Source organism: Methanobacterium subterraneum, from assembly GCF_002813695.1.
GTDB classification, from domain to species: domain Archaea; phylum Methanobacteriota; class Methanobacteria; order Methanobacteriales; family Methanobacteriaceae; genus Methanobacterium; species Methanobacterium subterraneum.
In genome coordinates, this window is sequence record NZ_CP017768.1 from 659275 (window position 1) to 685354 (window position 26080).

General features: G+C 37.3%; 27 protein-coding genes and 1 pseudogene. 12 read left to right on the plus strand and 16 right to left on the minus strand.

Annotation, left to right across the window (positions count from 1 at the left end; all coding sequences use genetic code 11):
* Window positions 1-154: 154 nt before the first annotated feature.
* The 5 genes and pseudogenes from BK009_RS03130 to cofH all read right to left on the minus strand — a co-directional run.
* Window positions 155-574, minus strand: a pseudogene (locus tag BK009_RS03130) (IS1595 family transposase); the annotation flags it as partial.
* A 13-nt stretch (window positions 575-587) separates the two neighbouring features.
* Window positions 588-1046: a transposase gene (locus BK009_RS03135; protein ID WP_100905792.1), complete on the minus strand. Its 459-nt coding sequence runs from the start codon at window positions 1044-1046 to the stop codon at window positions 588-590.
* A gap of 89 nt (window positions 1047-1135) precedes the next feature.
* The gene (locus BK009_RS03140) at window positions 1136-2002 is read right to left on the minus strand and encodes a response regulator (protein WP_100907738.1); all 867 of its coding nucleotides are present in this window, start codon (window positions 2000-2002) and stop codon (window positions 1136-1138) included.
* Window positions 2003-2207: 205 nt separating this feature from the next.
* Window positions 2208-3044, minus strand: coding sequence for an NAD(+) diphosphatase (gene nudC, locus BK009_RS03145; protein WP_100909009.1), 837 nt, complete (start codon window positions 3042-3044; stop codon window positions 2208-2210).
* A gap of 126 nt (window positions 3045-3170) precedes the next feature.
* Entirely contained in the window at window positions 3171-4220 is a 1050-nt protein-coding gene (cofH, locus tag BK009_RS03150; protein WP_100909010.1) for a 5-amino-6-(D-ribitylamino)uracil--L-tyrosine 4-hydroxyphenyl transferase CofH, read from the minus strand.
* A gap of 272 nt (window positions 4221-4492) precedes the next feature.
* Here cofH and BK009_RS03155 point away from each other — a divergent pair, with 272 nt between their 5' ends.
* The gene (locus BK009_RS03155) at window positions 4493-5503 is read left to right on the plus strand and encodes a transposase (RefSeq protein WP_169923151.1); all 1011 of its coding nucleotides are present in this window, start codon (window positions 4493-4495) and stop codon (window positions 5501-5503) included.
* 264 nt (window positions 5504-5767) lie between these two features.
* Here BK009_RS03155 and BK009_RS03160 read toward each other — a convergent pair whose 3' ends face one another.
* The 4 genes from BK009_RS03160 to BK009_RS03175 all read right to left on the minus strand — a co-directional run bounded on the left by BK009_RS03160 (window position 5768) and on the right by BK009_RS03175 (window position 7777).
* Window positions 5768-6523 (minus strand): transposase, encoded by a 756-nt coding sequence (locus BK009_RS03160; protein ID WP_100907740.1) that lies wholly within the window; start codon window positions 6521-6523, stop codon window positions 5768-5770.
* 6 nt (window positions 6524-6529) lie between these two features.
* A complete protein-coding gene (locus tag BK009_RS03165) occupies window positions 6530-6964 on the minus strand; it encodes a hypothetical protein (protein WP_157809687.1) in 435 nt (144 codons plus the stop codon).
* A gap of 14 nt (window positions 6965-6978) precedes the next feature.
* The gene (locus tag BK009_RS03170) at window positions 6979-7320 is read right to left on the minus strand and encodes a transposase (protein WP_100909012.1); all 342 of its coding nucleotides are present in this window, start codon (window positions 7318-7320) and stop codon (window positions 6979-6981) included.
* Between the two features lie 214 nt (window positions 7321-7534).
* The gene (locus tag BK009_RS03175) at window positions 7535-7777 is read right to left on the minus strand and encodes a hypothetical protein (protein WP_100907743.1); all 243 of its coding nucleotides are present in this window, start codon (window positions 7775-7777) and stop codon (window positions 7535-7537) included.
* 367 nt (window positions 7778-8144) lie between these two features.
* Here BK009_RS03175 and BK009_RS03180 point away from each other — a divergent pair, with 367 nt between their 5' ends.
* The 4 genes from BK009_RS03180 to BK009_RS12770 all read left to right on the plus strand — a co-directional run bounded on the left by BK009_RS03180 (window position 8145) and on the right by BK009_RS12770 (window position 11428).
* Window positions 8145-8354: a DUF1697 domain-containing protein gene (locus BK009_RS03180; RefSeq protein WP_157809688.1), complete on the plus strand. Its 210-nt coding sequence runs from the start codon at window positions 8145-8147 to the stop codon at window positions 8352-8354.
* 243 nt (window positions 8355-8597) lie between these two features.
* A complete protein-coding gene (locus tag BK009_RS03185) occupies window positions 8598-9236 on the plus strand; it encodes an MBL fold metallo-hydrolase (RefSeq protein WP_236951020.1) in 639 nt (212 codons plus the stop codon).
* A 606-nt stretch (window positions 9237-9842) separates the two neighbouring features.
* The gene (locus BK009_RS03190) at window positions 9843-11174 is read left to right on the plus strand and encodes an ATP-binding protein (protein WP_100907745.1); all 1332 of its coding nucleotides are present in this window, start codon (window positions 9843-9845) and stop codon (window positions 11172-11174) included.
* 122 nt (window positions 11175-11296) lie between these two features.
* Window positions 11297-11428 carry a hypothetical protein gene (locus BK009_RS12770; protein ID WP_257790622.1) on the plus strand — a complete coding sequence of 44 codons (132 nt, stop codon included), beginning with the start codon at window positions 11297-11299 and terminating at the stop codon, window positions 11426-11428.
* A 248-nt stretch (window positions 11429-11676) separates the two neighbouring features.
* Here the strand turns inward: BK009_RS12770 and BK009_RS03200 are convergent, their stop codons facing one another.
* Window positions 11677-12336 carry an MFS transporter gene (locus BK009_RS03200; RefSeq protein ID WP_100909015.1) on the minus strand — a complete coding sequence of 220 codons (660 nt, stop codon included), beginning with the start codon at window positions 12334-12336 and terminating at the stop codon, window positions 11677-11679.
* A 417-nt stretch (window positions 12337-12753) separates the two neighbouring features.
* Here BK009_RS03200 and rnc point away from each other — a divergent pair, with 417 nt between their 5' ends.
* A complete protein-coding gene (rnc, locus tag BK009_RS03205) occupies window positions 12754-13419 on the plus strand; it encodes a ribonuclease III (RefSeq protein WP_100907748.1) in 666 nt (221 codons plus the stop codon).
* Window positions 13420-13988: 569 nt separating this feature from the next.
* Window positions 13989-14333, plus strand: coding sequence for a hypothetical protein (locus BK009_RS03210; protein ID WP_100907749.1), 345 nt, complete (start codon window positions 13989-13991; stop codon window positions 14331-14333).
* Window positions 14334-14744: 411 nt separating this feature from the next.
* Here the strand turns inward: BK009_RS03210 and BK009_RS03215 are convergent, their stop codons facing one another.
* Window positions 14745-15746 (minus strand): magnesium transporter, encoded by a 1002-nt coding sequence (locus BK009_RS03215; protein ID WP_100907750.1) that lies wholly within the window; start codon window positions 15744-15746, stop codon window positions 14745-14747.
* 407 nt (window positions 15747-16153) lie between these two features.
* Window positions 16154-16360: a hypothetical protein gene (locus BK009_RS03220; RefSeq protein ID WP_100906343.1), complete on the minus strand. Its 207-nt coding sequence runs from the start codon at window positions 16358-16360 to the stop codon at window positions 16154-16156.
* An 884-nt stretch (window positions 16361-17244) separates the two neighbouring features.
* Here BK009_RS03220 and BK009_RS03225 point away from each other — a divergent pair.
* Window positions 17245-17778: a hypothetical protein gene (locus BK009_RS03225; RefSeq protein ID WP_100909016.1), complete on the plus strand. Its 534-nt coding sequence runs from the start codon at window positions 17245-17247 to the stop codon at window positions 17776-17778.
* 12 nt (window positions 17779-17790) lie between these two features.
* On the opposite strand, the gene BK009_RS03230 is transcribed toward BK009_RS03225, so the two are convergent.
* The 3 genes from BK009_RS03230 to BK009_RS03240 all read right to left on the minus strand — a co-directional run bounded on the left by BK009_RS03230 (window position 17791) and on the right by BK009_RS03240 (window position 21612).
* Window positions 17791-20604 (minus strand): DEAD/DEAH box helicase, encoded by a 2814-nt coding sequence (locus BK009_RS03230; protein ID WP_100907752.1) that lies wholly within the window; start codon window positions 20602-20604, stop codon window positions 17791-17793.
* An 83-nt stretch (window positions 20605-20687) separates the two neighbouring features.
* Window positions 20688-21170 carry a DUF488 domain-containing protein gene (locus BK009_RS03235; RefSeq protein WP_100907753.1) on the minus strand — a complete coding sequence of 161 codons (483 nt, stop codon included), beginning with the start codon at window positions 21168-21170 and terminating at the stop codon, window positions 20688-20690.
* A 118-nt stretch (window positions 21171-21288) separates the two neighbouring features.
* Window positions 21289-21612: a hypothetical protein gene (locus BK009_RS03240; RefSeq protein ID WP_100907754.1), complete on the minus strand. Its 324-nt coding sequence runs from the start codon at window positions 21610-21612 to the stop codon at window positions 21289-21291.
* A gap of 466 nt (window positions 21613-22078) precedes the next feature.
* Here BK009_RS03240 and BK009_RS12335 point away from each other — a divergent pair, with 466 nt between their 5' ends.
* The 3 genes from BK009_RS12335 to BK009_RS03250 are packed head-to-tail and all read left to right on the plus strand — an operon-like array spanning window position 22079 to window position 23593.
* Window positions 22079-22927 (plus strand): PQQ-binding-like beta-propeller repeat protein, encoded by an 849-nt coding sequence (locus BK009_RS12335; protein ID WP_157809689.1) that lies wholly within the window; start codon window positions 22079-22081, stop codon window positions 22925-22927.
* The gene (locus BK009_RS12855) at window positions 22876-23124 is read left to right on the plus strand and encodes a PQQ-binding-like beta-propeller repeat protein (protein ID WP_100909017.1); all 249 of its coding nucleotides are present in this window, start codon (window positions 22876-22878) and stop codon (window positions 23122-23124) included. Before BK009_RS12335 ends, BK009_RS12855 begins: the two co-directional genes overlap by 52 nt.
* Window positions 23084-23593, plus strand: coding sequence for a PQQ-binding-like beta-propeller repeat protein (locus BK009_RS03250; protein ID WP_100909018.1), 510 nt, complete (start codon window positions 23084-23086; stop codon window positions 23591-23593). Before BK009_RS12855 ends, BK009_RS03250 begins: the two co-directional genes overlap by 41 nt.
* Window positions 23594-24120: 527 nt before the next feature.
* On the opposite strand, the gene BK009_RS03255 is transcribed toward BK009_RS03250, so the two are convergent.
* The gene (locus BK009_RS03255; protein WP_100907756.1) at window positions 24121-24645 is read right to left on the minus strand and encodes a phospholipase D-like domain-containing protein; all 525 of its coding nucleotides are present in this window, start codon (window positions 24643-24645) and stop codon (window positions 24121-24123) included.
* Window positions 24646-24831: 186 nt separating this feature from the next.
* Between BK009_RS03255 and BK009_RS03260 the strand changes: the two genes are divergently transcribed.
* A complete protein-coding gene (locus BK009_RS03260; protein ID WP_100909019.1) occupies window positions 24832-26022 on the plus strand; it encodes an AAA family ATPase in 1191 nt (396 codons plus the stop codon).
* Window positions 26023-26080 lie beyond the last annotated feature (58 nt).

Here is a 26080-nt window from a genome sequence, read left to right on the forward strand (position 1 = left end):
TATTCCTGTGATGCATGTCACCGGAAACAGTTTATTTTGTGAAAACAGTCTGCATCAAAAAAAAATCTATATTTAAGGATTATTAAATGAAATTTTTTTATATTGATAAATTTAGAATAAAATTGAACGCTCATCTCCCTGTAAGTGTACATTTTTATAAAATGGTTGCAAGTGCTTTTTGAAACCAGTTTATTCCATTGTTGAAAGTGAATTGATAAAATTTTACATAGGTGTTTAGCTTTTTCTTGGATATGCCTCTAAAAATGTTCAAATAGGGCCTTATTAGTGAATGTCGGTTTTCACAGTTGTTCACGTGATTGTCACCATCAGCATATTCTTTTGCAGAATGGTTGATTATAGGGTGTTCTATGACCTGCGGATGTTCTTCTAGTCCACTGTAAATTGTATAGTCATCCGTAAAGGCCTTAATGGACCCATTACAGTGAGTTTCTATCTTTCTATGTATTAAAACCTTGGAAAGGTTCTTTTCAACAACCAAAATGGTGTTTCGACTTCCTCTTTCAATCATGGAGATTATTGGGGGCTTATCTTTATCATAAGTGCCTCTTCCACGTTGTTTAAGTCCTCTAGTTCTCGGATGTTTTTTTTAAACCTTTGGTGCCTGCTGATTGGTACATTTCATCAAATTCAATTTCCCCTGACAAAACTGGATCTTTGGCTTCATCAACCAAACATTCCCTGAACTCCTGAGCTAATCTATAAACGCTGTCCCATTTATGTCCTGATTCATCAGCTAAACGTTTAATGCTTTTTTTATCTAAGTTCAGGATTATGTAGAACATATCACCCAGAGGTAATTTTTTGTTGGAAAAAATGGTTCCAGTAAAGTCAGTGAAATTTTTCCCGCAAGTCTTACAAGAATATCGCTTAATGTGAGTTTTATTCAAATATCCGCGATTGTACACTTCAAAAGACTTGCATTTCGGACAATAAACCCCATCAGACCATCTTATGCATCTGAAAACCTGTAAAGCTTTATCATCGTCCGGAACCGACAACTCGCATGCTAAACTTCGATCTTTCATACATTATTATTTGAACTGCAAACTACATATACCTTTGTACACTTTCCGGGAGATGAGCGAAATTGAATTATTTTTTAGGGGGGGTAATATCATCCCATATCATAATCGAACTTGCACACTGATTGCAGGACACCAGTGGTGGGTTCTTCCTTAACTCTTCCCGGTAATTTGGTCCAGGAATAGGTTAATCGCATAATTCCCTGGCAGATAAGGCATAAAAAAACATCATTTGGCCTACCTGGAGACCATGAACATTTTTTAACGGTCATCATTCCATTATTTACCTTAACACGAGTTAATACCTTAAAACCCAGGTTTTCATATAGGTGGGAAATCCAGGAGAGATACAGTCTCATTTTCTCTTCATCATTTAGTTGATCATAGGGTTCCTGACTGTTGTCCTTGATGTACTGGAAGAATAAGGGCTTCATATTTTGTTCGAACAATCTCATGAAACGAGAAAGAAAAACACTTCTTTCCGGGATGTGCATGTTTCCCACCAGTTCCGGAAGAACACTACGCATGAATATCTGAACATCTTTTAAACCCGCCTTTTTTTCATCATCAAGTTCTTTTTGTCTGGTTTGATGATTTTTTAATGCTAATTGGACGTTGTTACGTAATTCCGCTTCTTCAATGGGTTTGATTAGGTATGCGCTGGCGTTGGTTTCAATCATCCGGTTAAAGGTTTCCGTATCGTCCAGTGCAGTTAAGTAGATGAGGGGAACATCAATGAAACTTTTAATAATGATAGCAGCGTCTATCCCATCCATTTCTCCCTTTAAAGTGATATCCATAAGAACTAAATCGGGCTTAATGTCGAATGCTATCTGTATTGCTTCGTTTCCTGTTTTGGCCGTGGAAGGCACCTGATAACCCAGAGATTCCAATGATTCCTGTATTTCAATGGCACTGATTCCCTCGTCTTCCACTACTAGAATTGTCTCCCCAGCCATTCTATTCACCACTAAAACCCTGATTTCACATAATCTATAACTTCATTATATGCAATATTGTTAATTTTAACATATAAATCTTGTAGGTACTATTATTTTACTGCAACCTTTTTTTAAGGATTCATTTTCATCCAAGTATTATATATTCCATTTATTTTTAACAGAACTGTCCAGTTTCTAATTATTATTGAAAATGGATAAGGTTTTAGATTGAATAATTTTCAAGATACCACTGGATAAGTTCCCCGGCAATGCTCATCCTTGATGGAACCTGGGGGAGTTGGTCAGAATCAAACCATTTAGCATCAATTATCTCTTTACCATCCACTTCTATCTCACCACTATCATAATCTGCAGTAAAACCGATCATCAGCGAATGGGGGTAGGGCCAGGGTTGGCTTCCGAAGTATTCTATATTCTTCACCTTCAAACCCACTTCTTCCATGGTCTCCCGTTGGACGGCTTCAGTTAAGGTCTCACCAGGTTCCACAAAACCAGCAATAAGTCCGTACATATTTCCAGAAGTGCGGGTGTGCAGGGCCATGAGTAGTTTACCATCCTTGATGATTGCAGTGATCACTGCGGGTGATAGGCGGGTGAAACTGGTGAAACCACATTCCGGGCATAACTTAGCCATCTCATCATCTTTAGTAATGGTTGGCGCTCCGCACTGGCCGCAGAACTGATGACTACGGTCCCAATTTACTATCTGGGACGCACGTCCTGCTAAAAGATACAGATCTTCTTCTATAATATCATAAAGTGAACGTAGATCCTTAAAAGCCATTCCCCTAGGAACTTGAATTTCGGAGGGTAACTCTCCAGAGTAGCAGGGATGACCATTGAAGGTACCTAGATATTGTAATCTTATGGGATTAATCTTCAGTTCTTCTAAACTCTTGGTGTAAGGAATCTCAGGTATTTTACCCATTTCTACCAGTAATTCATTTGAATTAAAAAGAAACCAGTAAGCATTTCCGTTATTTTCTTTATTAGGAGTAAATTCTGGTTTATATCGTCTGTAAATACTTTCCCGGTGCATAAACAAGGGATATGTGAATTAAGATAAATAATTATTTCCCTTGATTGATGGTAACTGGAAGATTTAAAAAAAGAATTGGATGTTATACAATATTTAAAGTAAGCGTTCATTTTTAAAAGGAGGGAATTAGTGTACCCGTTCATAACGGGTGTTTCTTTCTGCTGGTATTCTGCCAATTCCTTCAATGACTTGGTGCATCTCCTGCCGTGAGAGGTATTCTCCGTGGGCTGAACCAGCAGCTATGGAAATGAGATCTTCCATCATGGTACCACCCAAGTCATTGGCACCGCAGCAGAGGGCCATTTGAGCCATTCGGGTTCCAATTTTAATCCAGGATGCCTGAATATTGGGTATATCTTTTCCCAGGATTATCCTGGCCAGGGCATGTAGTTTCAGGTCATCCAGTCCACTGGCACCATTGGATTCCTGCCCCATGAGGTTGTTTTCCCCAAGAAAGGTCATGGGTACCAGTTCAGTGAAACCACCAGTCTCCTGCTGAATATCCCTCAGTATGAATAGGTGGTCTATACGATCTTCCCAGGATTCTATACTACCGTACATAATGGTAGACGTGCTGGGTATCCCTAGCTGATGGGCTTCAGTGATGATATCCACCCATTCCTGGGTTGAAACCTTATTGGGGCAGAGTTTAGCCCGGACACTATCCACCAGTATCTCGGCTGAAGCTCCAGTTAAGGTGTCCAGCCCGGCATCTTTAAAAGAAGCCAGTGCTTCTTCAGTGGTTACATTGGATGCTTTAGCAGCGTGATACACTTCTACTGGTGATAAACTGTGGAGTTCGATGTTGAATTGTTCTTTTATTGCCCTGAAGAGGTCACTGTAATACTCAACAGTCATGTGGGGCATCACACCACCGAAGAGGCATATTTCAGTGGCCTTCACATTCACTGCTTCTTTAACACTTTCCAGGATTTCTTCGGTGGTCATCTCGTACCCGATGTTATCCCGGAATGAGCAGAAGGTGCATCCAATTATGCAGTGGTCGGTGATGTCGATGTTTCGGTTGGCCACAAAGGTAACTTCTTCTCCCACTATTTTTTGCCGTAATTGGTCAGCAATATCAAATAATTGGAAATGATTGGAGTCTAATAGTTTTATTGCATCTTCTCGGGTAATCTCTCCATCAAGAGAACGCTGGTAAATATTTTCCATCATTGTCTTTTAACCTCTTAATTAAACATTGTTGTCATAATTATTCTAACCCCCTCCATTTTTCATTGGTTAGTGGGGGTTTATGAACCCTTATTTTCATTGTTTGGTATAGTGATAATATTTGGTTTCTAAAAGTGCATTATTATTTTACTTTGAATGATTTTTTAACTATTTTTGAATCGATAAATTTAATATGGAGGAAGTATATACTTCCTCCTGGTGTTTACATGAAATCTCCGTTGATCTGTGACCAAAGAGACTCCAAGTGGAAATTGTTGGGTGAAATACTTAAAATTTTCGGTTCCCGTAGAGTAAAGCAGGAAATAGCTAAACACGGCATTAAACCCGCTGATAAAGCTGGAATTATGTTTAGAGTTATGTTTACTAGTATGTTTTTTTCTGTGGATGTTTCATATGTGTTAAGGGAGCTTAATGAGAGAGAAGAACTTAGGAAATTTGTTGGTGTGGAAGATGTGCCTGATGTTGACAGTTTTTATCGTTTTATGTCAAGGTTTTCAGAAAATCAGTTTGTAAAACTGGTTAATGGTGTTTTGAACACTCAAAATCCTAGTAAAAGGCGAAGAAAGACCACTATTTTGGTGGATAGTACTGATTTGCAGGTGGATATAAATTGGAATCGGAAAAAAAGATCTAAAAAATCTTTGGAAGATGAAGAGTTTAAATGGGGTTGCAGTTCTTCTAAGGGATTTTATATTGGATATAAACTCACAATAGCTTTAGAATACCCTAAAATGAAGCCATTAGCCTTTATTATTCACCAGGGATCTCCAAATGATGCTCCAATCTTCACAGAAATCATGGAACAACTGAAAAATAGACGTTTAATACTGAAAGGAGATACTTTTATCTTTGATAAAGGATATTACAGTAAGGATAATTATATTAATGGTATTTTAGGTTATAATATTGTTCCAATTATTTTCCCCAAATATTATTTCAAACTAAACAAGATATTAGATAGTTTAAGCTATCCATTGGATTGTTTTAATAAAAATACTAGCAAATATAAGAATAAAAGTTTTTACAAACGATTAGTGCGTGATTTTAAACGAAAAATCACCAATTGGAAGAGATTAAAACCTATACGGGGCATGATCGAAGACTGGAATAAATTAACAAAAGAAGCTTTTTCTATGAAGAAAATACACAGATTTACCTACAGATCAGTAGTAAAATACGTTTCTCTAAATGTACTTTTAGCAGGCATCATCACACTACTCGGTTATAACTCTAAAAAAGCCATACAATGCCTCTCCGAATGGTGAAAAATGGAGGGGGTTAAATTATTCTAGATTAATATTTCTATATCATTTTTTCAGTTATGTAAATAAATTAGTTTCTAAATCAATTATGGCGTAATGGTTGGTCCAGTGTATTCTATTTCAGTGGATAACCCCGAGGCCTTAAATAAATTTCTATTGAAAAATTGACTGGAATTGATTTGTTGAGAGTTGAAAAGGAAAGAAAAAAAGTAGTCTAAGAGGTTGTCTCATAAAAATATATTTTAATTTTTGGTGATATCTTTCCTTTTATGTGTTTGAAATGTTATTTATGTTGATTTGATTATGTATTTCGTTATGAATTCTTTTAATATTGTGTACGGTGTTTATTAGGTTTATTTCTGTGTTTGTTTGTATTATGCCGCGTGTTATGAATTCTATGTATTTTAAATTTTGTTTTATGTTTCCAAATTGCCATTCAACGGCTTCTTTTCGTTTAGCAAACTCCAACTTTCCATTCGTACTTTCCATTTTAAGGGCCATTTGTTTAGATAAAACATCCCCATAGTCGGTTATTACTCTTACCCTATCTTTACCAACACATTTTTCCTGATCTGAACATTTTAAACAGCCATTACAATAATATTGGTGCATTACAACCTCTTCATATTGATAGGTCTTCTTATAATTCAATATTTTATTATTTAGACAAATATAAACGTTTTCAGAGTAATTGTATTTGAAATTGTGTTTAGAAAACATTTTATCTTTTTTAGATCTGTTTTTTGTTTCATGTGCTTGTTTTCTGTTGGGTATGTAACCATCAAGTTTGTTTTCATTTAGATATTGTAGATTTTTCTTTGTATAATACCCATTATCTGCGCTAATCTTAGTAAAACTTGGTAATGGTCCTAATATTTCATTTATTTGTTCTATTTGTGGTGTTAATTGGTGATGGTCTGTAGGGTCTTGTGTTATGGTGCTTGCTAATATTATTCCTGAATCATGGTCCACTGCTATTTGCATGTTATATGAAAGCTCCATTCGACCTTTTTTATTTTTCATCCAGCGTTATTCAGGGTCTGTTAGACTAACAGTCTGTTGTGGTGTCTTTTCCAATTCTCTTTCGCAGCGATCCAGTTTTTCCAAAACATGACTTTTTCCTTCCAAACTTCCCAGTGCCTGTTCAAGGAGCTTAATGGAAGATGAACGGAGTTTATTTACGTTATAAGTGTCTTTGTTTTCTTTTCTTACATTTTGGATTATCTCGTGAACTTTTTCACGAGAAGTAAGTTCAGGTGGTACTTCATCACCCCTCAAATCACCGTGAAGCTTGTCTTCTTCCTTGTCTGTTTCAATTCCCTTTTTTAATATTTCACGAATAGTTTGTATTTCTTCTTGGTCGATTAAATTAGCATTCGATGCGTTAGCTTTGATTTTAGTACCATCAATAGCGATATGGTTCAATTTGACTAGTCCCATATTTTTTGCAACGTTTACCGTCATTTTAAATGCGTCTTCTATTTCTTTCCTGCATTCAATTTTAAACGACAAATTGTCCTGAAATCAGGTTTATCCATCCCCGAAAGATACACATAAACCACATTTTCCTCTGTAAGCCTTGTAACACGCCTAGAAGAAAACACACCATCAAATCCAGCCATTATAACAATCCTAAGCAACATTCGGCGAGAATAAGCACCTTTACCCCGTGTATGCCGATATTTCCGGCCGATAGTTTTAAAATCCAACTCCTCCACCAGATTAGTGATAAAATAACAAACATGATTCTCCGGAATAAAATCCGTGACACGCCGGGGCACCAACCAAGTCTGACCAATACGATCCTCCCTCAAAGCCATGAAAAACACCACCAAAAAACTACAAACAACTAAATAAAATATAGTAACACCCTAAATATAAATATAACCATTATAAAATAAGATCCAAAAAAAAGTTAACTATGAGACAGCCTCAATATAAAATAAATTGAGAATCATTATAAAAAGTTTTTTTTGGGTCAGATGGTCCTTTGCACGATTAAAGTTTTTTTATTCTGGAAAGAGGGAATTGATTTTAACCTTCAATTCGGTCCACTTCCAATAAACCGTAACTATCAACCAACTCTTTAAACTCATCAGTACTTGAAACGGTTTCTAATGCTTTTTCAATGTCTTGAAGAATGTTAACATTGCGGAGTTTTTCTTCAACATCCGAGTAATCCTTTTTAAGTACAATGGTCACTGCAATTTTTTCATCCTCAAATTTACAGACTTTATTGCCGTTGATATCCGTTGCAAAATTTATAATTACATCCATTTATACCACCGATCCCCTATTTTTAATATAAAATTCTAAAATGAACAGAGATACTCTCTATTAATTTATTTTTCGGTATGCTCTTATATTTTAATTTATTTATTTTCCAACATATAATTCATCTGGTAAACTCTTTCCTACTTAAATTACAAAATTAATAATGGATGTTCTAAAATAATAATACTGGACATATATATAACTCTCTGAACTTCAGGATCTCTTCCGTGTTGGGAGAAATAATATAAGATGGAGAAATTTGATGACCAGTTATGTGGCTTTGTTAAGAGGAATCACTCCTTCCAATCCTAATATGCGAAATGAAAACTGCGAGCTGTTTTTAGAGATTTAGGATGTGGGAGTTCAGAGAGTGATATCCAGTAGAAACATCCTTTTTGAAACCAGTTCCAAAAATAGGGGAGAAATGGAAGAAATCATAGAAAAATCACTCACCCATAGTCTGGGTATTGCCAGCACAGCCATCATTTACAGCAAAGAATATCTAAAAGATATAATCAAGGAAAATCCCTTTAAAAACATTGAAGATAACCCTCAATATAAACTGAATATTACCTTTTAAAAAAATAATCCGGTTAAACATGTTGAATTCCCCGATAGTCCTGAAAGTAAGGTATTCATATCCAGGGAGATCTACAAACGTGCAATCTACAGTGCAGTTGACTTATCCAAGGGCAGAACACAGGAATTGATTCGCTGGTGGGAAAAGTTTACGGCAAAACCTTACAACCAGAACCTGGAAAACAGTAACCTGATTCTTAAAAAACTTGATTGAAATGATATGGTGTAATGGGGCTTTAAAAAAATGCAGGAGGGATTTTTTCTGCGAGTAACTGATGAAGTTTATGCACTGGATTCAACCCAGGGAAACTACACCTACCTGATCACTGGTGAAAAAAACATCTTAGTTGACACCGGGCGTCATGGGCAGGGTAAAGGTATTTTAAAGGATTTGAAAGCCATCGGTATTAAACCAGATGATGTTCAACATATCCTAGTAACCCACCACGATGTGGATCATGTGGGAAGTCTTGCTTCCCTGGAAAAGTCCACTGGCGCTAAAGTCTGGGCCTCTGAAAAAGATATCCCCTATATATGTGGAATAAAGGGTCGTCCTGGAATCAAATGGCTAATATCGGTACTCATGCCCCTTAAAAAACCTGAAAAAATAACTCCCTACCCTGAAGACCAAAGAATTGGTGACATTGAAATCATTCCCACCCCTGGACATACACCAGGACATGTTGCCCTGCTTTATAAGGATGTTTTAATGGTTGGTGATTTAATAAAAACGTCCAGAGGTAAAATAGCTCCCATGAGCTCATTTATGAACTGGGATGATGAGATAATAAAAGAATCAATCCACAAAATTAATAATTACAATTTTAGATGGATCTGCCCAGCGCATGGAGAACCGTTAATGACTCAAGAAATACGGATTTAATATTATACTGATTGGGCAGGGGTAGACAATTATAAGATTTGGGTCAATTCTGTAGACACTAATAATTATCAGGGTTAATTCTGGTAGACACTTTAGGGATTTTAGCTTATTTCTGCAGGACACCCTGAAGGTGAAAAAAACTATTTAAATTATTTTCAACCAGGAAATTGGAATTATAAAGATAGGATGCACTGGCAGGAATATCTTGAGGTAGACATGAAGTACACCAGTGCATCAATCTAATATTCATTGATTCTATTATATAATGTTGCCTTGGTATCCATAACTCGTTTGCATCGGTATCCATAACTCATAATCAATGCTTTTACATCCCCACACACACAATTAATAAATAATTAGAACTGTTTACAAAAAATTTTATTGATCATTCCATTGAAATAACACCATTCCCCTCTATTGATTGTTTTATTTCAAGATATAATGGTAAATTCTCGCTAAATACCCATAATGGCTTTGGAGATAGATACCTATAAAAATAGCCTTTAATAAAAATATTTGAATCAAATGGATTATTTAACCATGGAATTATTTAATGGAAACCATAATCAGAATCATTGAATTTGACTTATAAATATGGAGATTAATATGAATTTTTCCAGAATCCTAAAAAAAGGCCAAGGACTACAAGTAGAGTTTACAGATTTCATGAGTGAAAACGGATTCAAGACCATATCTGCTTTTTCCAACAGTGAAGGAGGCACATTATTCTGTGGTGTCTCTGATGCCGGTGAAATTGTTGGATTCGATTGCAACGATCAATTGTTGCGGACCATCACCCATAAAATAATGGATAAAATGGGAATTCATCCCACTTTTTCCTGTTTTGACTGGGATGATAAGGAAATTTTAATGATCATTGTTAAAAAAAGTCCCAATCCCATTTCATACAATGGAAGATATTATAAAAGGGCGAACAGTATAACTACTCCCATACCAGGGGATGAATTAAAGGATTTCTTTTTACAGGGGAGTAACTGGGATGGTCTGACCAATGATTACAGCGTGGATGAAATAGATGAAGAATCAGTAGGCAGATTCATAAGAAGAGCTGTAAATAAAGGCAGATTAGTTGCAGATGATACAGAAGATATATCGGAAATACTCCTTAAACTGAACCTCTTAGTGGATGGTAAGCTCACCAATGCAGCACTTATTCTTTTTGGTAAGGATCCTCAGAAATATTTCACCAATGCCCTGGTAAGGGTGTTACGATTCAAGGATGAGGTTAATGTTTCGGATAGACGAATCAAGGGTAACCTGTTCAGGCAGGCTGAAGAAGCTGAAGAGGCCATAAAAAATTCCATAAATGTGAAATTGGAGATAAAGGGTAAATTAACCCGGGATGAAATTTGGGATTATCCTCTGGAAGCCATACGTGAAGCTCTCATAAACTCCATAGTTCACAGGGACTATTTTAAATACTCAATTCAAAGTCAAATCAAGATATTTGATGATCATATCTGGTTCTTTAATCCTGGGGAACTATTTGGGGGAATAACCATTGAAAAACTTAAAAACACCCATCCTTCCTCAACTCGAAATCCTTTAATCTCAGAAATGTTTTTCAAGGCAGGCCTGGTTGAAGTTCACGGATCCGGGATTCAGCGGATGATTCAATCTTTAAAGGGCGCAGGGCTTCCTGAACCTGACTTTAAAGAAGAGTTCGCTGGTTTTTCAGTTTACATGAAGAAAAACGTTTTTGATAAAGAATATTTAAAGAGTTTGGGCTTGAATAACAGTCAAATCCAGGCAATAGCTTATATCCAGGATCATGGTTCATTAACCATGTCTGACTTCCTGCGTATTTCCCATGGCATAAACGAAAGGACACTCCGAAGGTATTTGGCTGATTTAGTGGATAAAAAACTTATCAGGGCTATTGGGGAGAAGAAGGGAAGGAGATATGAACTTTTCTGATAGGGGTCAATCGGTGTTAACGGACATATAACGGACATAACGGACACTCAGTATACTTATAAAAGTAAACTTCATTTTGCAATCTCACCATTAAATTATCAGATTGCAATGGTTTATGATTTTTGAAGAGGTCATGTTTTGGAGTGGTACCCTGCACTGGTAAGGTTAAAGGGATCCCTTCAAAATGGTTACTCTCCCAAGTGGTGTGCCTCATGCAAAATGTCAATAATGAAAAAACTGAGAAAATGGTGTAAATGATTATTTACATATACCCTTGCTCATATAAATATGGCTATTTCGGTGATTTTTATATTTACCATTATACCAATCAGTTAGCCAGACCGTGTTAATCAGGATTATTATTTTTTCACGAAAATTTAATAAATTTACTTCGCTAAACCAGACTATAACGAAGTAATCAATTTTCTTCATTTTTTTGTTGAAAATTGATTTACTTTTCGAAAAATTTTCAAGTTTTTGGTCCTGGGCATGATAGTCATACTTAAATCCGTCTTTGAGACCTAATATTTCTAAGGTATCCACCAATCCATCCGCAAACAGCACCATTAATGACTCCTAACAGAGTATAAGGTATTAGAAGTAGAAATGAACCTGAAAAAAGACTTCCCAATAAGAAAGAAATTGCTCCGGCTATTAATGCATTTTTAGCTCCAATAATCTGGTTATTGAAGGTGTAACCCAAGGCTACTAACAATACAAAAGTTAACAGGGTTAAAATACCCGGTACAAATGTTAATATAAGGGTTATGGCCATTATTACCGGTATAACTAAGGTCCAGCGAATGTTACCTAAATTAAGCTCATTTTTAATAGCATTTAAGGGGTTCATACCCGTATCATAATAAGTGTGGTTATCCCAGTTCTGGGTACTCTGCAACCGGTACCTGCATTTATTCCAGAAATCATTCAGGCGAGTCTTCAAATTCTCCAGAGAAAATACCTCTATCTTTTCTCTTAAAACCTCACCTTTTGTCCTTTTCGGGGGGATGATGATTTGCATCCAGCGGGGATCAACAATGTCCAAATTTTCCACATATCTCAGTTTACCACCGCAGGGGCAGTGGTCCCTTAAATCTCGGGGGGACTCGCCAGATTGAAGTTCATGGTAACTTTTACATTTACTGCAAATCAGATAACCCATTTAATCACCAAATAACAAATTTTAAGATACAACATTTAATAGTGGAAGTAAAACAACTAAGGAGTTAACATTAATTCGTAGACCTAATTATATAACCAGTAGGTCTGAATATTCGAATATCCAATTGGTTAATGCATTTTCTATATAGAACTTTGTGGTTTATGTTTAATGATATTTAAAGGTGAGGTTCTATTCAATAAATTATATGATCATGATATTCATTATACTCGCTATAATCTTGAACTGGACAATTAGGAAATGGCAATTATTGTTGTGTTAATTTTTTATGGATAAACTTTTCATCTGACAATCATTATTTTATTTTTCAGCTGTAAATGGATAATAACTGATAATAGTTTTAAACTAGCATTATTATATATATTAGTATTCAATATACCAGCTTAATTAAGTGATAACATGAAATTACTGGAAAATTTCTCAATTGAACCCAATGACACCCATATTTATGACTTGGCTTTTCTCCATGAATCCTATTCCAATGAACAGAGTATAGATGAATGCTATGAGCGATTGGAATTTTTAGGGGACGCGGTTTTGGATCTAGTGGTGTCTGAATTCTTATACAAAATGAACCCTGACTTGAATGAAGGTGAACTAACACGTATGCGTGCAAATTTCGTGTGCAAACAGGCACTCCATGCATATTCTCTAGAATGGGGATTGGATGAATATATAAAACTTGGTGTGGGGGCAGAATTAACCAGAAGAGAAGTTGATTCAGTGGTTGCTGATGTTTTCGAATCCTTCATCGGAGCTCTATACCTGGATCAGGGTATGGTCGTCGTGAAGGATTTCCTCTCCAAAACAGTTCTACCTCACATTGAAAATGGAGAAATCTTCTTCCACGATTACAAATCAGAATTAAATCAGTTATGCGATCAGGAAGATCTTGTTTTAAGTTATGTGCTCGTTCAGGAGGAAGGAGAACCCCATAACAAAAAATTCACCATGGCTGCCATGATCAACGGTGAAAACTATGGAAACGGAATTGGTGGGAGTAAAAAGGAAGCACAACAAAAATCTGCAAAAGTAGCCCTGAATAAACTAAAAGGTACGGATTAAATGGATTCATCTTTCCACTTAGGGATAAGTTCAACAATATCAATCATTTTTAAATTATGGTGATTTTTTTCTATGTGGTAGAGTATTTTTCAGTATCTAAAATTCCCCGAACATTAAACTATCATGGGAAAATAACAAATTGTTGGAATAGTGCTATTTAGATGGTTTAGGGATATATGTGATGTCATCAATTGTCCATTTTCATGAATAATTTTATGAATTAAAATGGGCACAATAAAAATCCTACTACCAATGTTATTGAAAATATTCCAATTATGATTGCTGTTTCTTTGTTGTTCATTAAAACTCCCAGAGATTTATCCACACAAACTTTATTGTATTCTTATAACATTATAATATTATATAAACATTATTCATTTATATGAACAATAATGATTTGTAATCCAAAGAATTTTTTTTGGACAGGTTATTGGGGGAAAAATTCGGCCTGTTAATTTGCTATTAGAGAAAAAAGAGGAATGATAATTAAATTTGAATGATAAATGAATTTAAAAAGTAATTTCCAGATTTATTTAGAAAATCGGTTTAAAGTGGTCTGGTGGGGGAGGATGATACTGGCCGTTCTGGTGATGCTGATAATGGTCTTACTGGTGATGTTGAAACTGGCCTTTGAGGATACTGGGAGCAGATACGTTCCGGTGAAGCAGAAACTGGTCGACATGGGGATGGAGAAAGCATCCGCTCAGGTGAAGATGATAGGATCCGTTCCAGAGATTCTGATAGGGGTCTTAAGGGTGAACATGAAAGCAGTCGCTCCGGTGAAGTTGAAATTAGTCTTAATGGTGACGAAGATAAAATTCTCTCAGGGTATGATGAAAGCAGTCGCTCTGGGGAAAGAGATAAAGCACGGGTGGGAGATGAAGATAAATAACGTTCTGGTGCATTTAAAGTAAACACACAAAGATCAACAGGTTCTGCATTTACCCATGATCCAGAAAAAGCTGCATAAACCTGATTATTTGATTCAGTAGAATGATAGGAAGAATATTCCGGATTTATACTTCCCCCTAACATAATTGTAGAAGTTAAAACAGTTATTATTAGTATTAAAAGGAATTTTTTCCCTATAAATCATCCCCCCATACTTCCACTATGTAAATTTATTACAAAGTTTACATCTATCATTATTAACTTAAAATTTTTTCCCTTACTTCAATTAGGATAACCCCATCAAAAGAAACCTCCTTACTCAAATATTACTATTTAGCTGTTGTTGAAATAATTAAACCCTAATTTTCAGTGGATTTAAATTTAACATCTATATTTTTATATATTAAAAAGAATAAGCCGGTAAATAATTCAATTCAGGTTCCGCCCAGTAATGTTATGGCTACCGCCAGATAAATGGCCAGGGTGGCAATATCACTGAAGATAGTGGCCAGTGGTCCAGTGGCCAGTGCTGGATCGTAGTTGAATCTCCTTAAAATAAGGGGTGCTACGGTATTGATGGTCACCGAGGCAATAATACTGAAAAACAGGGCCAAGAATATGATTATTCCTAGGATAAGATTTTGGCGAGTGAGATAGGCCAGTAAGGCAGCAAAAGCACCAGAAACCAGTGCCAGTGCAGAGGCCACCAGTATTTCCCTGGTTAAATATTTCCTCACGTTGAGTTTGGTGTCAAGGGCCATACTCCTGATGATCAGGGCTTCAGTCTGGGCCCCGGCAGCATCACTCATGTAAACCATCACTGGTATGAAACTGGCCAGAGCAATAAAACCGGCTAAAAGCTCTTCAAACTGGGCAATCAAGGTTGCAGCCAGTGTCCCCCCAATAACTCCAATAATTAACCAGGGGAGGCGTGAACGTATCATGTGGATAGCTGAAGAATGGATACTGGTGTACTCATCACCCACCCGGTGGAAGATACCTCCAAAGTTGAATATATCACTCTGCACTTCATGGTTGAATATCTGCAGTATGGTGTCGTAGGGTACTGCTCCCAGTAGTTTACCTGCTTCATCCACAACTGGTATGGCTTTAAGACCATTGGAAAGAGCCAGGTACACCACTCTTTCCTGGTCAGTGTAGGGGTCAACAGTAACCAGATCTTCCACCATAATTTCACTGGAGGGTAAAGTTTTATCCCTGGCCTTAACTAAATTTTTAATGGATATAACTCCTTTAAGAACGTTTTTACGGTTGGTGAAATATATATAGTCCATGGTACAGTATTCACAGGAGTTATAGAGCAAACCTTCTTCTACATCTTCTAAACTATCCTGAAGATTGTAAACCGGCACACCAGTTACCATATTTGCCCCGGCAGTCTCCAGAGGATATTTATTTTGATTTTTGCTGTTCATTTTATATTCCTCTAAAAATTCCCCTTTGATAATCTTTGTTTATATTCAACATTTCTGTTGTATTAATATAACAAACCTTTTTTTTATCCAGAATTTATTCTATCTTAGTAATAATAATCTATTTAATATCCAATCTAAATTCCCATATCTCGGAATATCTAAATTCCTATTCTGAGAATAATACCCTATGGCTATCTAACTCTATAATTATTATTGGTTATAAAATATAATCCGGGGAACTGATTCTTCTTTAACCACAAAGTTACGGTAAATAACTGGGATGGGCCATTAAATATTTTCTTTCAGGAAAAAAATTAGTAGAGATCCCATGAAAACATTAGGGTGGCTTAAAGAGAATAAATTTAAGTGACAATTTAAAAAGAAGTAATAATAATTTAATTCGATATTTATGAATGTCCTTTAGATTGGAATCCCTGATACTCATCTGAAACCTGGGCTGCAGTCATGGATAAAAAACCACCCTGATATGAATCATCAGTATCCATGTCATCATCGTCACTGTCACCCTCATCTCCACCCATGGTGCATCCAGAGATGAAAACAACTGACAACATAATGGCTAAAAGTAGAATGGCCATTTGTTTTTCTTTCAATTTTCTCCCTCCTTATGCTGTACCTCCTAAAAAAATTAAAAGGAAATTAGACCTTATTTATTCTTATTTGTTTACTGCTCTGTAATTCCTAAAAAGCAAGGTATCGCATTGAATTGATATATGGTTTTCATTTTAGTTATAACTTACTATAATAATGTGACTTACAGCTTCCATGGCTGATGCAACGCCACAGTAAGCCACATCGATCTGACCCCTTCCATGGCCCAGATTATATCCCCACCAGATCTAAAAGGTAATAATTAACTCTTAAATCTGCTTTACTGAACATATTCATTTCAGCAGCTACAAAAGCTGCGGCATGATGATTTCTGGGAAGATAACCTACGAATATATCTTTTTACTGCGTTTGAATGTAATTATATGTATTGTAGGCTAGAAAAATAATTACGAAAACAATTATTAACACTTCTAAATATTCTTGATTTATTTATGGATATAGCCTGCAGGTTAATTCAACAATATAAATCAAATATTTACCTAAACCTGTATTAATTTTTATAGTTTATCTTACATTATGATTGTATAAAAAATCGGATGGTCAACTTCATTTAAACTGTTAAAAAAATTCCATAAGTCATCTGATTAAAATTTTGTATGGTTTATTATAAGACCTAACTGAAAAATTTTGATACAATTGGTTTTTAAATGGAAAAATGATTTTATAATAATTTTTGAATACATCAAATTTAATAATGGATCATTTTAATAGTACCACAAATCAATAATAATATACGTACTGAATTATTAGGGTAATTTAACTTGCTTTTTTTTGGTATTATTTAAAAAATTAATTTATGGAGCTGATTTTTACGTTAAATATTACAGGATATATTCCTATAATCTCCACCATTTTAGGTGTGATTATGGGATTGGCCTCTAGTGAGGTAAGTAACTTGCGAAGGGATAGAAGGTCAAAGAGAAGGAAAATTAATTCCACTCGTACATTAATTTCCCTTGAAAATGAAAGAAATTTGGAATTACTAAAGGATTTCTGGTTTAAAATAAATAAGGTAGAAGAAGATGGAGCTTCTGATGCGGAATCAAAGATCATTCTCTCCCATCGGCTGATTAAAATGCCCATGCCCTCCTGGAATGATCTGATGTGGAGAAAACAGGCTTCTTTCCTACCAATAACCTTCAGTGATAAGGAGATAATAACAATATCATCTTTTAATAATTGTTTAGAACTTCTCAAATCTATTTATTCCAAGTTAGTAGATTTAGATACTAAAGATAGGGAATACAACAGTACCTACGCTTCAAGTGGAGTTAAATTATCTGCACTCCCCCGGTCCAATCGTTTCCATGAGGAAGCATCCGGGCTCTGGGATGAATTTGGAGATATAACCATTAAATTAATAGAAAAGGGTAATCCTCTCACTAGGGATAACAAGTGAATATTATTTTAATCAATCTAAAAGTTCATTCAAATTATCTGCAGCATCCTCATTCAAGGGATTGATGCTTAACGCCTTTTGGTATGCTTTAACTGCTTCTTCTTCATCCCCTAATGCTTGGAGGGACATGGCCAGGATACACCAGGCATCATCCCAGTCTTTCCTTCTTTTTATGAGTTTTTTGGAAGTATTTTTACACTCATCTAAGTCACCGTTATTGTAATGAGAAACTGCCAGGTAATAGAAGGTTTCATCATCTTCTTTATGGATTTCAAGGGCCTTCTTAAAGGATTCTATTGCTCCCTGGTGATCATCCTGATGTTCAAGTATCATCCCCCTATACTTCCAGGCAGTGAGATTATTCTCATCCATCTCAATGACCTTCTGGAAACATTTCAGGGCTTCCTGGTGGTTACCGTTGAAGTAGAAAGATTCACCCTTCTTAGTGAGATTACGGGGATTTTCAAATTCCTGGTAACCTTCACCACCGATAGCCTGGGTTTTAACCGGACCAGTAATATGTGGGGGATGTTCCAGGATGGATTCAGTGGGCAGATCCATCTTTTCACACTTAATCATCTTCAAAATAGCATCCAGAAGGAAGATGGTACCATTCTTGTGTAATGGTTTGTTATCATTACCACACTTAGGGGAGTAAATACAGGTAGGACAGCCTTTACTGCACTGGCAGCTTTTAACCATGTCCCGGGTGACCTCCACCAGCTTCTCCATAACCTCCACTGCCTTCTCTGATAATCCAATACCCCCCTCATAGGCATCATAGATAAAAATGGTGGCTTTACCAGTTTCGGGATGGTAGTTGGTGGACAAACCACCTATATCGAAGCGGTCACATAGCACCAGTAAGGGGAACATGGATATAAGTGCGTGTTCAGCACCGTGCAGACTCCCGGCATAGGCATCCTTCTTGGTGAAAATGTTCTCCAGACTGTCAGCCACCATTCCGGGGATGGTGAACCACAATCCACGGGTATGGTACTTAAGTGGTGGTAATTCAAGGTTATGGGTGGACAGAGTTTTACCGTAGATCATGGTCTTGTACTTATAGAAATCCTGGGTAACCTTAACCTCACCAAAATAGACCTCGAAGTTACCTATTTTTCTCTTATCAAGTTCCTTGACAATGGAAACATCCACGTTTTTAAGGGCCTGGGTATGGTAATCCACATCCATCTTCTTCACATTAATAGACCTCTGGGGGAGGTTGAATGAGTCCACAATATAGGTTTCACCCTGATTTATCAGGACAGCTCCTTCATGGGCTTCACTGTAGGCATGCTGCCGGTCCATGGTCTCCATTAAACGTTTATCATGGAATACCTTGAAGTGATCACTGGATATCTGGTCCAGGCTGATACTGAAAGCCGGATCCTTACGTCCCACGTAGGTCAATCCATTATCAGTTTCTTTAAGGAGTCCCTCCTGACGTAATCCTTCCAATGAGTCAAAATCAGCATCAAAGTATCGTTGGAAGTCATCCAAAGTTAAGGGTAACTCCTTGGTTGCACATAAAAGGTGACCATTGGTGATTTTCTTATTGTGCAGGTCGATAACTGCGTTTTCATGTGATTTGTGGAATAAAAATTCAGGGTGCTTCATCAGGTACTGATCCAGGGCGTTTTCAAAGGCCACCATTATAATTAATGATTCGTTTTCACCCCGACCTGCCCTTCCAGCCTGCTGCCAGGTACTGATCATAGTACCAGGGTAACCACTGATGATAACCCCGTCCAGACTACCAATATCCACCCCTAACTCCAGGGCATTGGTACAGGTCACACCCACCAGTTTACCGGTTTTAAGACCAGTTTCGATCTTCCTCCTTTCACTGGCCAGATAACCCGACCTGTAAGCGGTTATACGATCAACTAACTCGGGGTTATGCTGGTTTAATTCCTTTTTCGCCCACATGGCAATGAGTTCGGCCATTTTCCGGCTGATGGTGAAACACAGTGTTTGCATATCATTTAGAACCATCAGTTGGAACAGGTTACTGGTCTCCTGGTGAGTGGAAAGATCTCCCCACTTGGCAAAGGGGTTGTAGAGTATGAAATGCTTCTTTCCACTGGGAGAAGTGTCCTGGTTAACTTCCTGAAAATCCATACCCACCAGGTTACGGCTGAACTCATCCGGGTTGGCCAGGGTGGCTGATGAGAGGATGAACTGGGGGTAGCTACCGTAATGGTTGCATATTCTCCTTAAACGGCGGATGAGGAAGGCCACGTTGGATCCAAAAACTCCCCGGTAATGGTGGGCCTCATCAATCACCACGTACTTGAGGTTGCGATAGAAACGAGCCCATTGATGGTGCCATCCCAGGATGAGGTGTAACATGTAGGGATTGGTTAGAATTAAACGGGAGTTTTCCTTGATCCAGGGTCTGATATCCCGGGGTGTGTCCCCATCATAGATGTTGGGTTTAAAATCAATAGTGCACGAGGATTCCAAGTGTTTCAGGACACTTAACTGGTCATTGGCCAGGGCCTTGGCCGGGTAAATGTATAGGGCGGTGGCCTCTTCATCCCTGGAGAGTGCTTCTATTATGGCCAGGTTAAAGGCCAGAGTCTTACCAGAGGCAGTGGGAGTGGTGATTAAGACATTCTCCCCCTCCCGGATACGCTGGGTGGCCAGGACCTGGTGCTGGTAAAGCCTGATGCGGCTATCTGCCAAGTATTTCTGGATGGGTTCAGGGAGATCTTCCACTTCCCCATACTCTGCCTTCCGTGGATTGAGGGTTTCAATGTGCTCCACTTTCCGGCGGAAGATCCGGTTTTTCTCCAGGGTTTCAAGGACGTTTTTAAGCATTTAAATCTGGTTATATCTATACTAATATGTAATTATTTCTAGAAACAAAATCTGGTTATTCTTTAATTAATATTCTTCCTTTATTAAAATAACCGGGCCTGATAATCACTTCTAACCTTCTCCAGATCACCATTACCCCTTATATGGGTGATACTGAACCCATGTTTTAAGAGTGATTGACAGATGAGGTGATGGCGGTGACAGTGGAAGGGATCTTCCTCACTGCACATTACAACCACTTGATTATCCCCGGCTAGCTCCAGTAACTGTTTTAGTCCTTCCTGGTACTTAGCATCATCCTCTATGAGGTGGTAGAGGAGTTCCCCATCATGGTAGAATCGGGGATCATCGGGTTTGCCACCCATCTTTTTCCCCAGATAAACGTACTCCAAGTGGTATTCTTTCAGTCCTTCTTCCAATGGCTTTTTACTGTAGTAAGGCGTGAATTTACTGTAGGGCCGGGTGCGAACATCCACCACCATCTGGACCCCCTGTTTCTGGATTAACTCAATGAAACGGCTGAATGGGTGATTGCTGTGGCCAATGGTGAATACTTTACTGGTCATGTTAATCATTTAAGGTTTTTAATGTTAATAAAATAATTTTAATAAAATATGGGTTACTAATTTAAAATTTAATTATTAAATTGGGGAAAAAAATAAATATTGCAATTAAACTTTTTTTTTAATCTACTTTTTCCCGGTATTCCACTTTAAAATCCTTCCAGGGATTTTTACCACTTTTGGAGGGTTGTTTACCATTGAAGGTTATACGGACCTCATTTCCCAGGTCCACCTTTCTCATTAACTCATCCAGGACTGTGGAACCCCAGACCTTGACTTCTCCTTCACTGGTTCTGACGGTGTAAAGCTTGCTCTTGTACTGACCTACATCCTCTTCCAAGTCAATGTATTTACCCTCTAATGTTTCTCCCAGGGCTGCTGGTTCCCAGAAGGTTGGTTTTTCAACTTCCTCTTCATCCCTTTTAACTTCTTTCCACTGGCTCATAACTAGATCCCTCGCTTATCATTAAATAATTTTAAATTTCTTAATTACTCCAAATCCTACTTCTTTGAATTTTATTTAACAATGAAATGATTTATACTTACCATCTAACCTTAAAAAATAGGTTTAATTTATTGGTGTATCCAGTTTAATTATTGCTGTATCCATTCTTAAACAAGGTTTCAATAAAATAATTTTTGGGCTACTATAATAATAATTATAGTTTAATTAATAATAATAGTTTGTGGATTGGGGAAAAATTGGGGGTGATTAATCACTGAACAATAAGATAAATGATTTTATGATCATACAACAATATTATACTTGCAGTTTGACATTGTCCGTAGAAAAAACAAATTGACATCTATGCAATCTTCAATCTTTCAATCGCCTAAAGTTTTACAATTATTTGCAATGATAAAACCGGACAAAAAAAACTCTTACCATTGTAAAAGGAGGTGAAAAATAGTTGATCACAAAATTACACAAATTCAAACACTTAACGCTTCTTCTGGCTTTGATTGCACTGATTATTATATCAATTAGCCCGGTTATGGCTGATTCATCAGATGCACTGGCTGACAGTCAGTATCCCAAAGCCATGAATGACAACCAGAACACTGGACAGTCCCAGTATGTTGGCCCTCAAAACAACAGCACCAAATGGAACTATACCACTGGAGATTCCAACAGCCAAATAATGTACGCACCATCTATAGGACCCGATGGTACCCTATACCTAGCAACAAGATTCAATAATGGTACCAATGACCTGGCTAATCTATACGCCCTGAATCCGGATGGTACTAAAAAATGGAACTACACCATCTTCGATGGAATCCTTTATGAGTACTATTACAGTGATTTTATAGGATCACCAGCCATAGCCCAGGATGGAACCATATACATTAATGGACATTTCAAGGATTATAGCATGAAATACGGTTTTTTATATGCTTTAAATCCTGATGGAACCGTTAAATGGAAATATTTCCTCAACGACAACGAAGGATTTACAGTTTTTCCAACTGGATTTCCAGCTGTAGGGGCTGATGGAACCATTTATTTAAGCAGCCAGTATTACGAGTCTGGATGGATTGCTAAATTAAACGCGATAAATCCTGACGGCACTAAGAAATGGGAATACGCTGTTTCCGAAGGACAGTATGGTAGTGATGTGCCATCTCCAGCCATAGCTCCCGATGGAACTATCTACTTTGTATATAATTATCATTATTCAAGTAGTAGGACGCTCATCTATGTGCATTGGACCAGAATGGCGGACTTATCTGGAATTATCTTATTAATGGATATGTAAAATCACATCCAGCAGTTGCCAGTGACGGAACTATCTACTTAGCAGCTAGAGATGGGAAATTATACGCAATAAATCCTAACGGGACACAAAAATGGGAATATGCAACTGAAAAAGGTGTTGGCACTGATTTTATAACAGCTCCTTCAGTAGCAAAATATGGAACCAACCATATACGTGGGAGGTTTATTCAAAGATGATGATCAGTATCCGGGTATCCTGTATGCCATTAATCCAGATGGAACCTTTAAATGGAGTTTTACCACTCCCCACGCTGTGGGTATTGAAGCAGTGATTGGTGATGATGGAACCATATACTTCGGTGATGGTGCTGCCGTAGGCACTTTCTATGCATTAAACCCTGACGGAACCGTAAAATGGTCATTAGAAGTAGAACCAACCACCTCTGCAGCCATTGCCAGCAATGGTGATCTGTACTTAGGACTGGTTATGGGACAAACCTATTATCTCTACAGTGTTCAGGGACCAAGATTTAATCCAAACCCAGACCCCAACCCTAATCCCAATAATACCGCCAGCGCTGCAACCACAACCAGGTTCTCTGGAAACACCATTGGAATGCAAAACACAGGAATACCCATGGCTGGTATTATTATGGCTCTTTTCATGGTTGCAGGTGGATTCATCAGCATCCAGAAAACACAATAATGATTCAATCCATGAGAAACCAATAGTTCAATCCATTAAAAACCAATAAGGGATTAAAATCCCTATTTAATTTTTTTTAATCTACATAAGATTCTAATTAATGTCCTAGTTACCCACAAATGCTATTTTTTAGTTACAGGAACCCCTACTACCTTATTAAACCCCGTTAACTTAAATTAATAATAAGTAATTAATTTTATAGGCCTTGTATGGGGAATGTTTAATTATTGGAGGGGGGAGTTATCAGGTGATCAGGTTTTTTATCGTAACTACCTTAATTTAAATACACCGAACAGTTCGGGAATATAACTGAACAGTTCGGAAAATGCATAATTATTAGTATAATCCAAAACAAATCACATACGAGCAGGGGTTAACCACTATATCTTACAAAATATGCTTTGCCGGTACCATATTTCATAGTACAAACCCCTTCTCAACCCTCTACATTTCCCTCTCAATTTTTTAAGGATTTAATGTTTTTTCCTTATCTTAGGAACTTAATAGCCTTAATTAATGGGATTTCCTTACCGTGGATAATATGCAGTGATGGGATCCAGGTCATGGAATCCTTTCATATCTGCACTCCTCAGTGGTTGGGCCATATTCCAGTAACTTTCTATTTTTGATATTAATTCAGGTAGAACTAGTGATTTACCAGTCACAGTTAGCTCCAGTGATTCGTGAAGACTATACCAGTACCAGTTGGTACTCCCCAGATAGAATAGGTCTTTATCAATGAGGATAACCTTGGAGTGAAGGTTCAGGAGGGATCTGGCATGGTAATTGGGCATGTTTTTGCGGGCTAAATTAAGTGCAGAAAGGGTCTTAGAATCAATGATACCCTCATCATCTATACGGACAATAAAGTGAACTTCTATTTCTGGATAACTAATTGAATCAATGACTTTACCTACAAAATAAGCATCAAGCCAGGGTCCAACTATACATATACTTTCAGTTGCCTGGGATATGCTGGTTTGGAGGTGGGGAAGTAACTGTCCCTTTCCCAGGATTTCCAATTCCCCTGATGGTGATATTTTTGATTCCATATTATCTTATTAGTTTATTTGATTATTAATTATAATTATAATCATACTATATTTGTATTGTAATAAACATTATATATTGTAAAAGGGAATAACAATGATTAATATTGTAATTCACAATATGTATTGTAAAATACAATACAAAGTATTTGTATTGCAAAAAGCATTACAAAAATTAGGGTGGTAAAAATGGAAGATATGGCATGGGGAACTGATGCTGAACTAACCGATGAACAGTTTTACAACCGGGAGCAGGAAATCGTAGTATTGAAAGCCGTACTTGAATCCACAGCTAGTGGATCTAGTCCAACAATCATGGTTACCGGTATAAGGGGGATTGGAAAGACAGTCCTGTTGAAAAAAATAATTAAAGAATTGAAAGATGATTACTTCACCTGTTACATTGATCTATCCGCCACATCCAGTTACCAGATGGGTAAGCTGACTGAAACTGGTATAATGGAACACCTCTATGAAAGTTTCATGGAAGAGTACCAGGATAAAAAGTTTTTTTCCACTTTTAAGAAGTTAAGTAAATATTTCAGGACCAAAGATTTCAGTTTAGGAGATATACTGGATGCCGGGGGAATACCAGTACCTATCCCCAGATCTGTGAATAATTATAAAAAACTATCCAGCTTTGTGATGGACTTACCCCAGGTGATATATCAGGAACACCAGGATCAAGTTAAAGGTACCATCCTAGTTATAGATGAGTTCCAGGTGCTCAAAGATCTGGGTGACCGGCTGGAAACTTTTTTATGGTACCTCCGAAGCGTGATACAGAGCCAGAAAAATGTCACCTACGTGTTTTCAGGGTCATTAACCTCCTCTGATTTAATTATAAGTAAAATTGCCGGAGCTGATGGGGCATTTGGGGGGAGGATGTTAAATGTGGAAGTACACCCCTTCAGCAAATCTACCGTGAAAAACTACCTGAAAGATAAATCTCCATCCCTGATTTTTGATGAATCCGGATTTGAAAGATTCTACCAATGCACCAAGGGCATACCCTTCTATGTGAACACCTTTGCCAAGCTACTGGAAAGGGATGTACAGCTGGACCAGGAGAAGGTTAAGGATGAGTTTCAAAGAACCCTCCCTTACCTGGCAATTCATCTCATAAACCAGTGGAGCAGGATAACCTTACAGGAACAAAAAATAATCACCCAACTCCTGGAAGGTCCCATGAGGAGGAAAGATATCTCCCAAAATTTGGGGGTGACCAGTGGATCACTGAGTAAACCCCTCAGCAAATTACAGGACACTGGGCTCGTGAAATTAGAAGAAAATCATTACCTTATATCCGAACCAATTCTGGAAGCATGGTTAAAAAAGGAATACAATGAAAAGAGAGTTTATCCCTTCAGGAGTATGTAATGCCTTCAGGAGGTAATTGTTCCCCCTTTTTGTTGTAAATGGAGTATGTGATTGTGTT

Excerpts from the sequence above, each read along its gene's own strand:
- BK009_RS03175 (WP_100907743.1), bottom strand. The coding sequence starts at position 7,777 with ATGGATGTAATTATAAATTTTGCAACGGATATCAACGGCAATAAAGTC.
- BK009_RS03230 (WP_100907752.1), bottom strand. The coding sequence starts at position 20,604 with ATGCTTAAAAACGTCCTTGAAACCCTGGAGAAAAACCGGATCTTCCGC.
- BK009_RS03200 (WP_100909015.1), bottom strand. The coding sequence starts at position 12,336 with ATGGGTTATCTGATTTGCAGTAAATGTAAAAGTTACCATGAACTTCAA.
- BK009_RS03165 (WP_157809687.1), bottom strand. The coding sequence starts at position 6,964 with ATGACGGTAAACGTTGCAAAAAATATGGGACTAGTCAAATTGAACCAT.
- BK009_RS03225 (WP_100909016.1), top strand. The coding sequence starts at position 17,245 with ATGGGATTGGCCTCTAGTGAGGTAAGTAACTTGCGAAGGGATAGAAGG.
- cofH (WP_100909010.1), bottom strand. The coding sequence starts at position 4,220 with ATGATGGAAAATATTTACCAGCGTTCTCTTGATGGAGAGATTACCCGA.
- BK009_RS03215 (WP_100907750.1), bottom strand. The coding sequence starts at position 15,746 with ATGAACAGCAAAAATCAAAATAAATATCCTCTGGAGACTGCCGGGGCA.
- nudC (WP_100909009.1), bottom strand. The coding sequence starts at position 3,044 with ATGCACCGGGAAAGTATTTACAGACGATATAAACCAGAATTTACTCCT.
- BK009_RS03260 (WP_100909019.1), top strand. The coding sequence starts at position 24,832 with ATGGAAGATATGGCATGGGGAACTGATGCTGAACTAACCGATGAACAG.
- rnc (WP_100907748.1), top strand. The coding sequence starts at position 12,754 with ATGAAATTACTGGAAAATTTCTCAATTGAACCCAATGACACCCATATT.
- BK009_RS03255 (WP_100907756.1), bottom strand. The coding sequence starts at position 24,645 with ATGGAATCAAAAATATCACCATCAGGGGAATTGGAAATCCTGGGAAAG.
- BK009_RS03160 (WP_100907740.1), bottom strand. The coding sequence starts at position 6,523 with ATGAAAAATAAAAAAGGTCGAATGGAGCTTTCATATAACATGCAAATA.
- BK009_RS03185 (WP_236951020.1), top strand. The coding sequence starts at position 8,598 with ATGCAGGAGGGATTTTTTCTGCGAGTAACTGATGAAGTTTATGCACTG.
- BK009_RS03210 (WP_100907749.1), top strand. The coding sequence starts at position 13,989 with ATGATACTGGCCGTTCTGGTGATGCTGATAATGGTCTTACTGGTGATG.
- BK009_RS03170 (WP_100909012.1), bottom strand. The coding sequence starts at position 7,320 with ATGGCTTTGAGGGAGGATCGTATTGGTCAGACTTGGTTGGTGCCCCGG.
- BK009_RS03250 (WP_100909018.1), top strand. The coding sequence starts at position 23,084 with ATGGAACCAACCATATACGTGGGAGGTTTATTCAAAGATGATGATCAG.
- BK009_RS03135 (WP_100905792.1), bottom strand. The coding sequence starts at position 1,046 with ATGAAAGATCGAAGTTTAGCATGCGAGTTGTCGGTTCCGGACGATGAT.
- BK009_RS03235 (WP_100907753.1), bottom strand. The coding sequence starts at position 21,170 with ATGACCAGTAAAGTATTCACCATTGGCCACAGCAATCACCCATTCAGC.
- BK009_RS03140 (WP_100907738.1), bottom strand. The coding sequence starts at position 2,002 with ATGGCTGGGGAGACAATTCTAGTAGTGGAAGACGAGGGAATCAGTGCC.
- BK009_RS03190 (WP_100907745.1), top strand. The coding sequence starts at position 9,843 with ATGAATTTTTCCAGAATCCTAAAAAAAGGCCAAGGACTACAAGTAGAG.
- BK009_RS03240 (WP_100907754.1), bottom strand. The coding sequence starts at position 21,612 with ATGAGCCAGTGGAAAGAAGTTAAAAGGGATGAAGAGGAAGTTGAAAAA.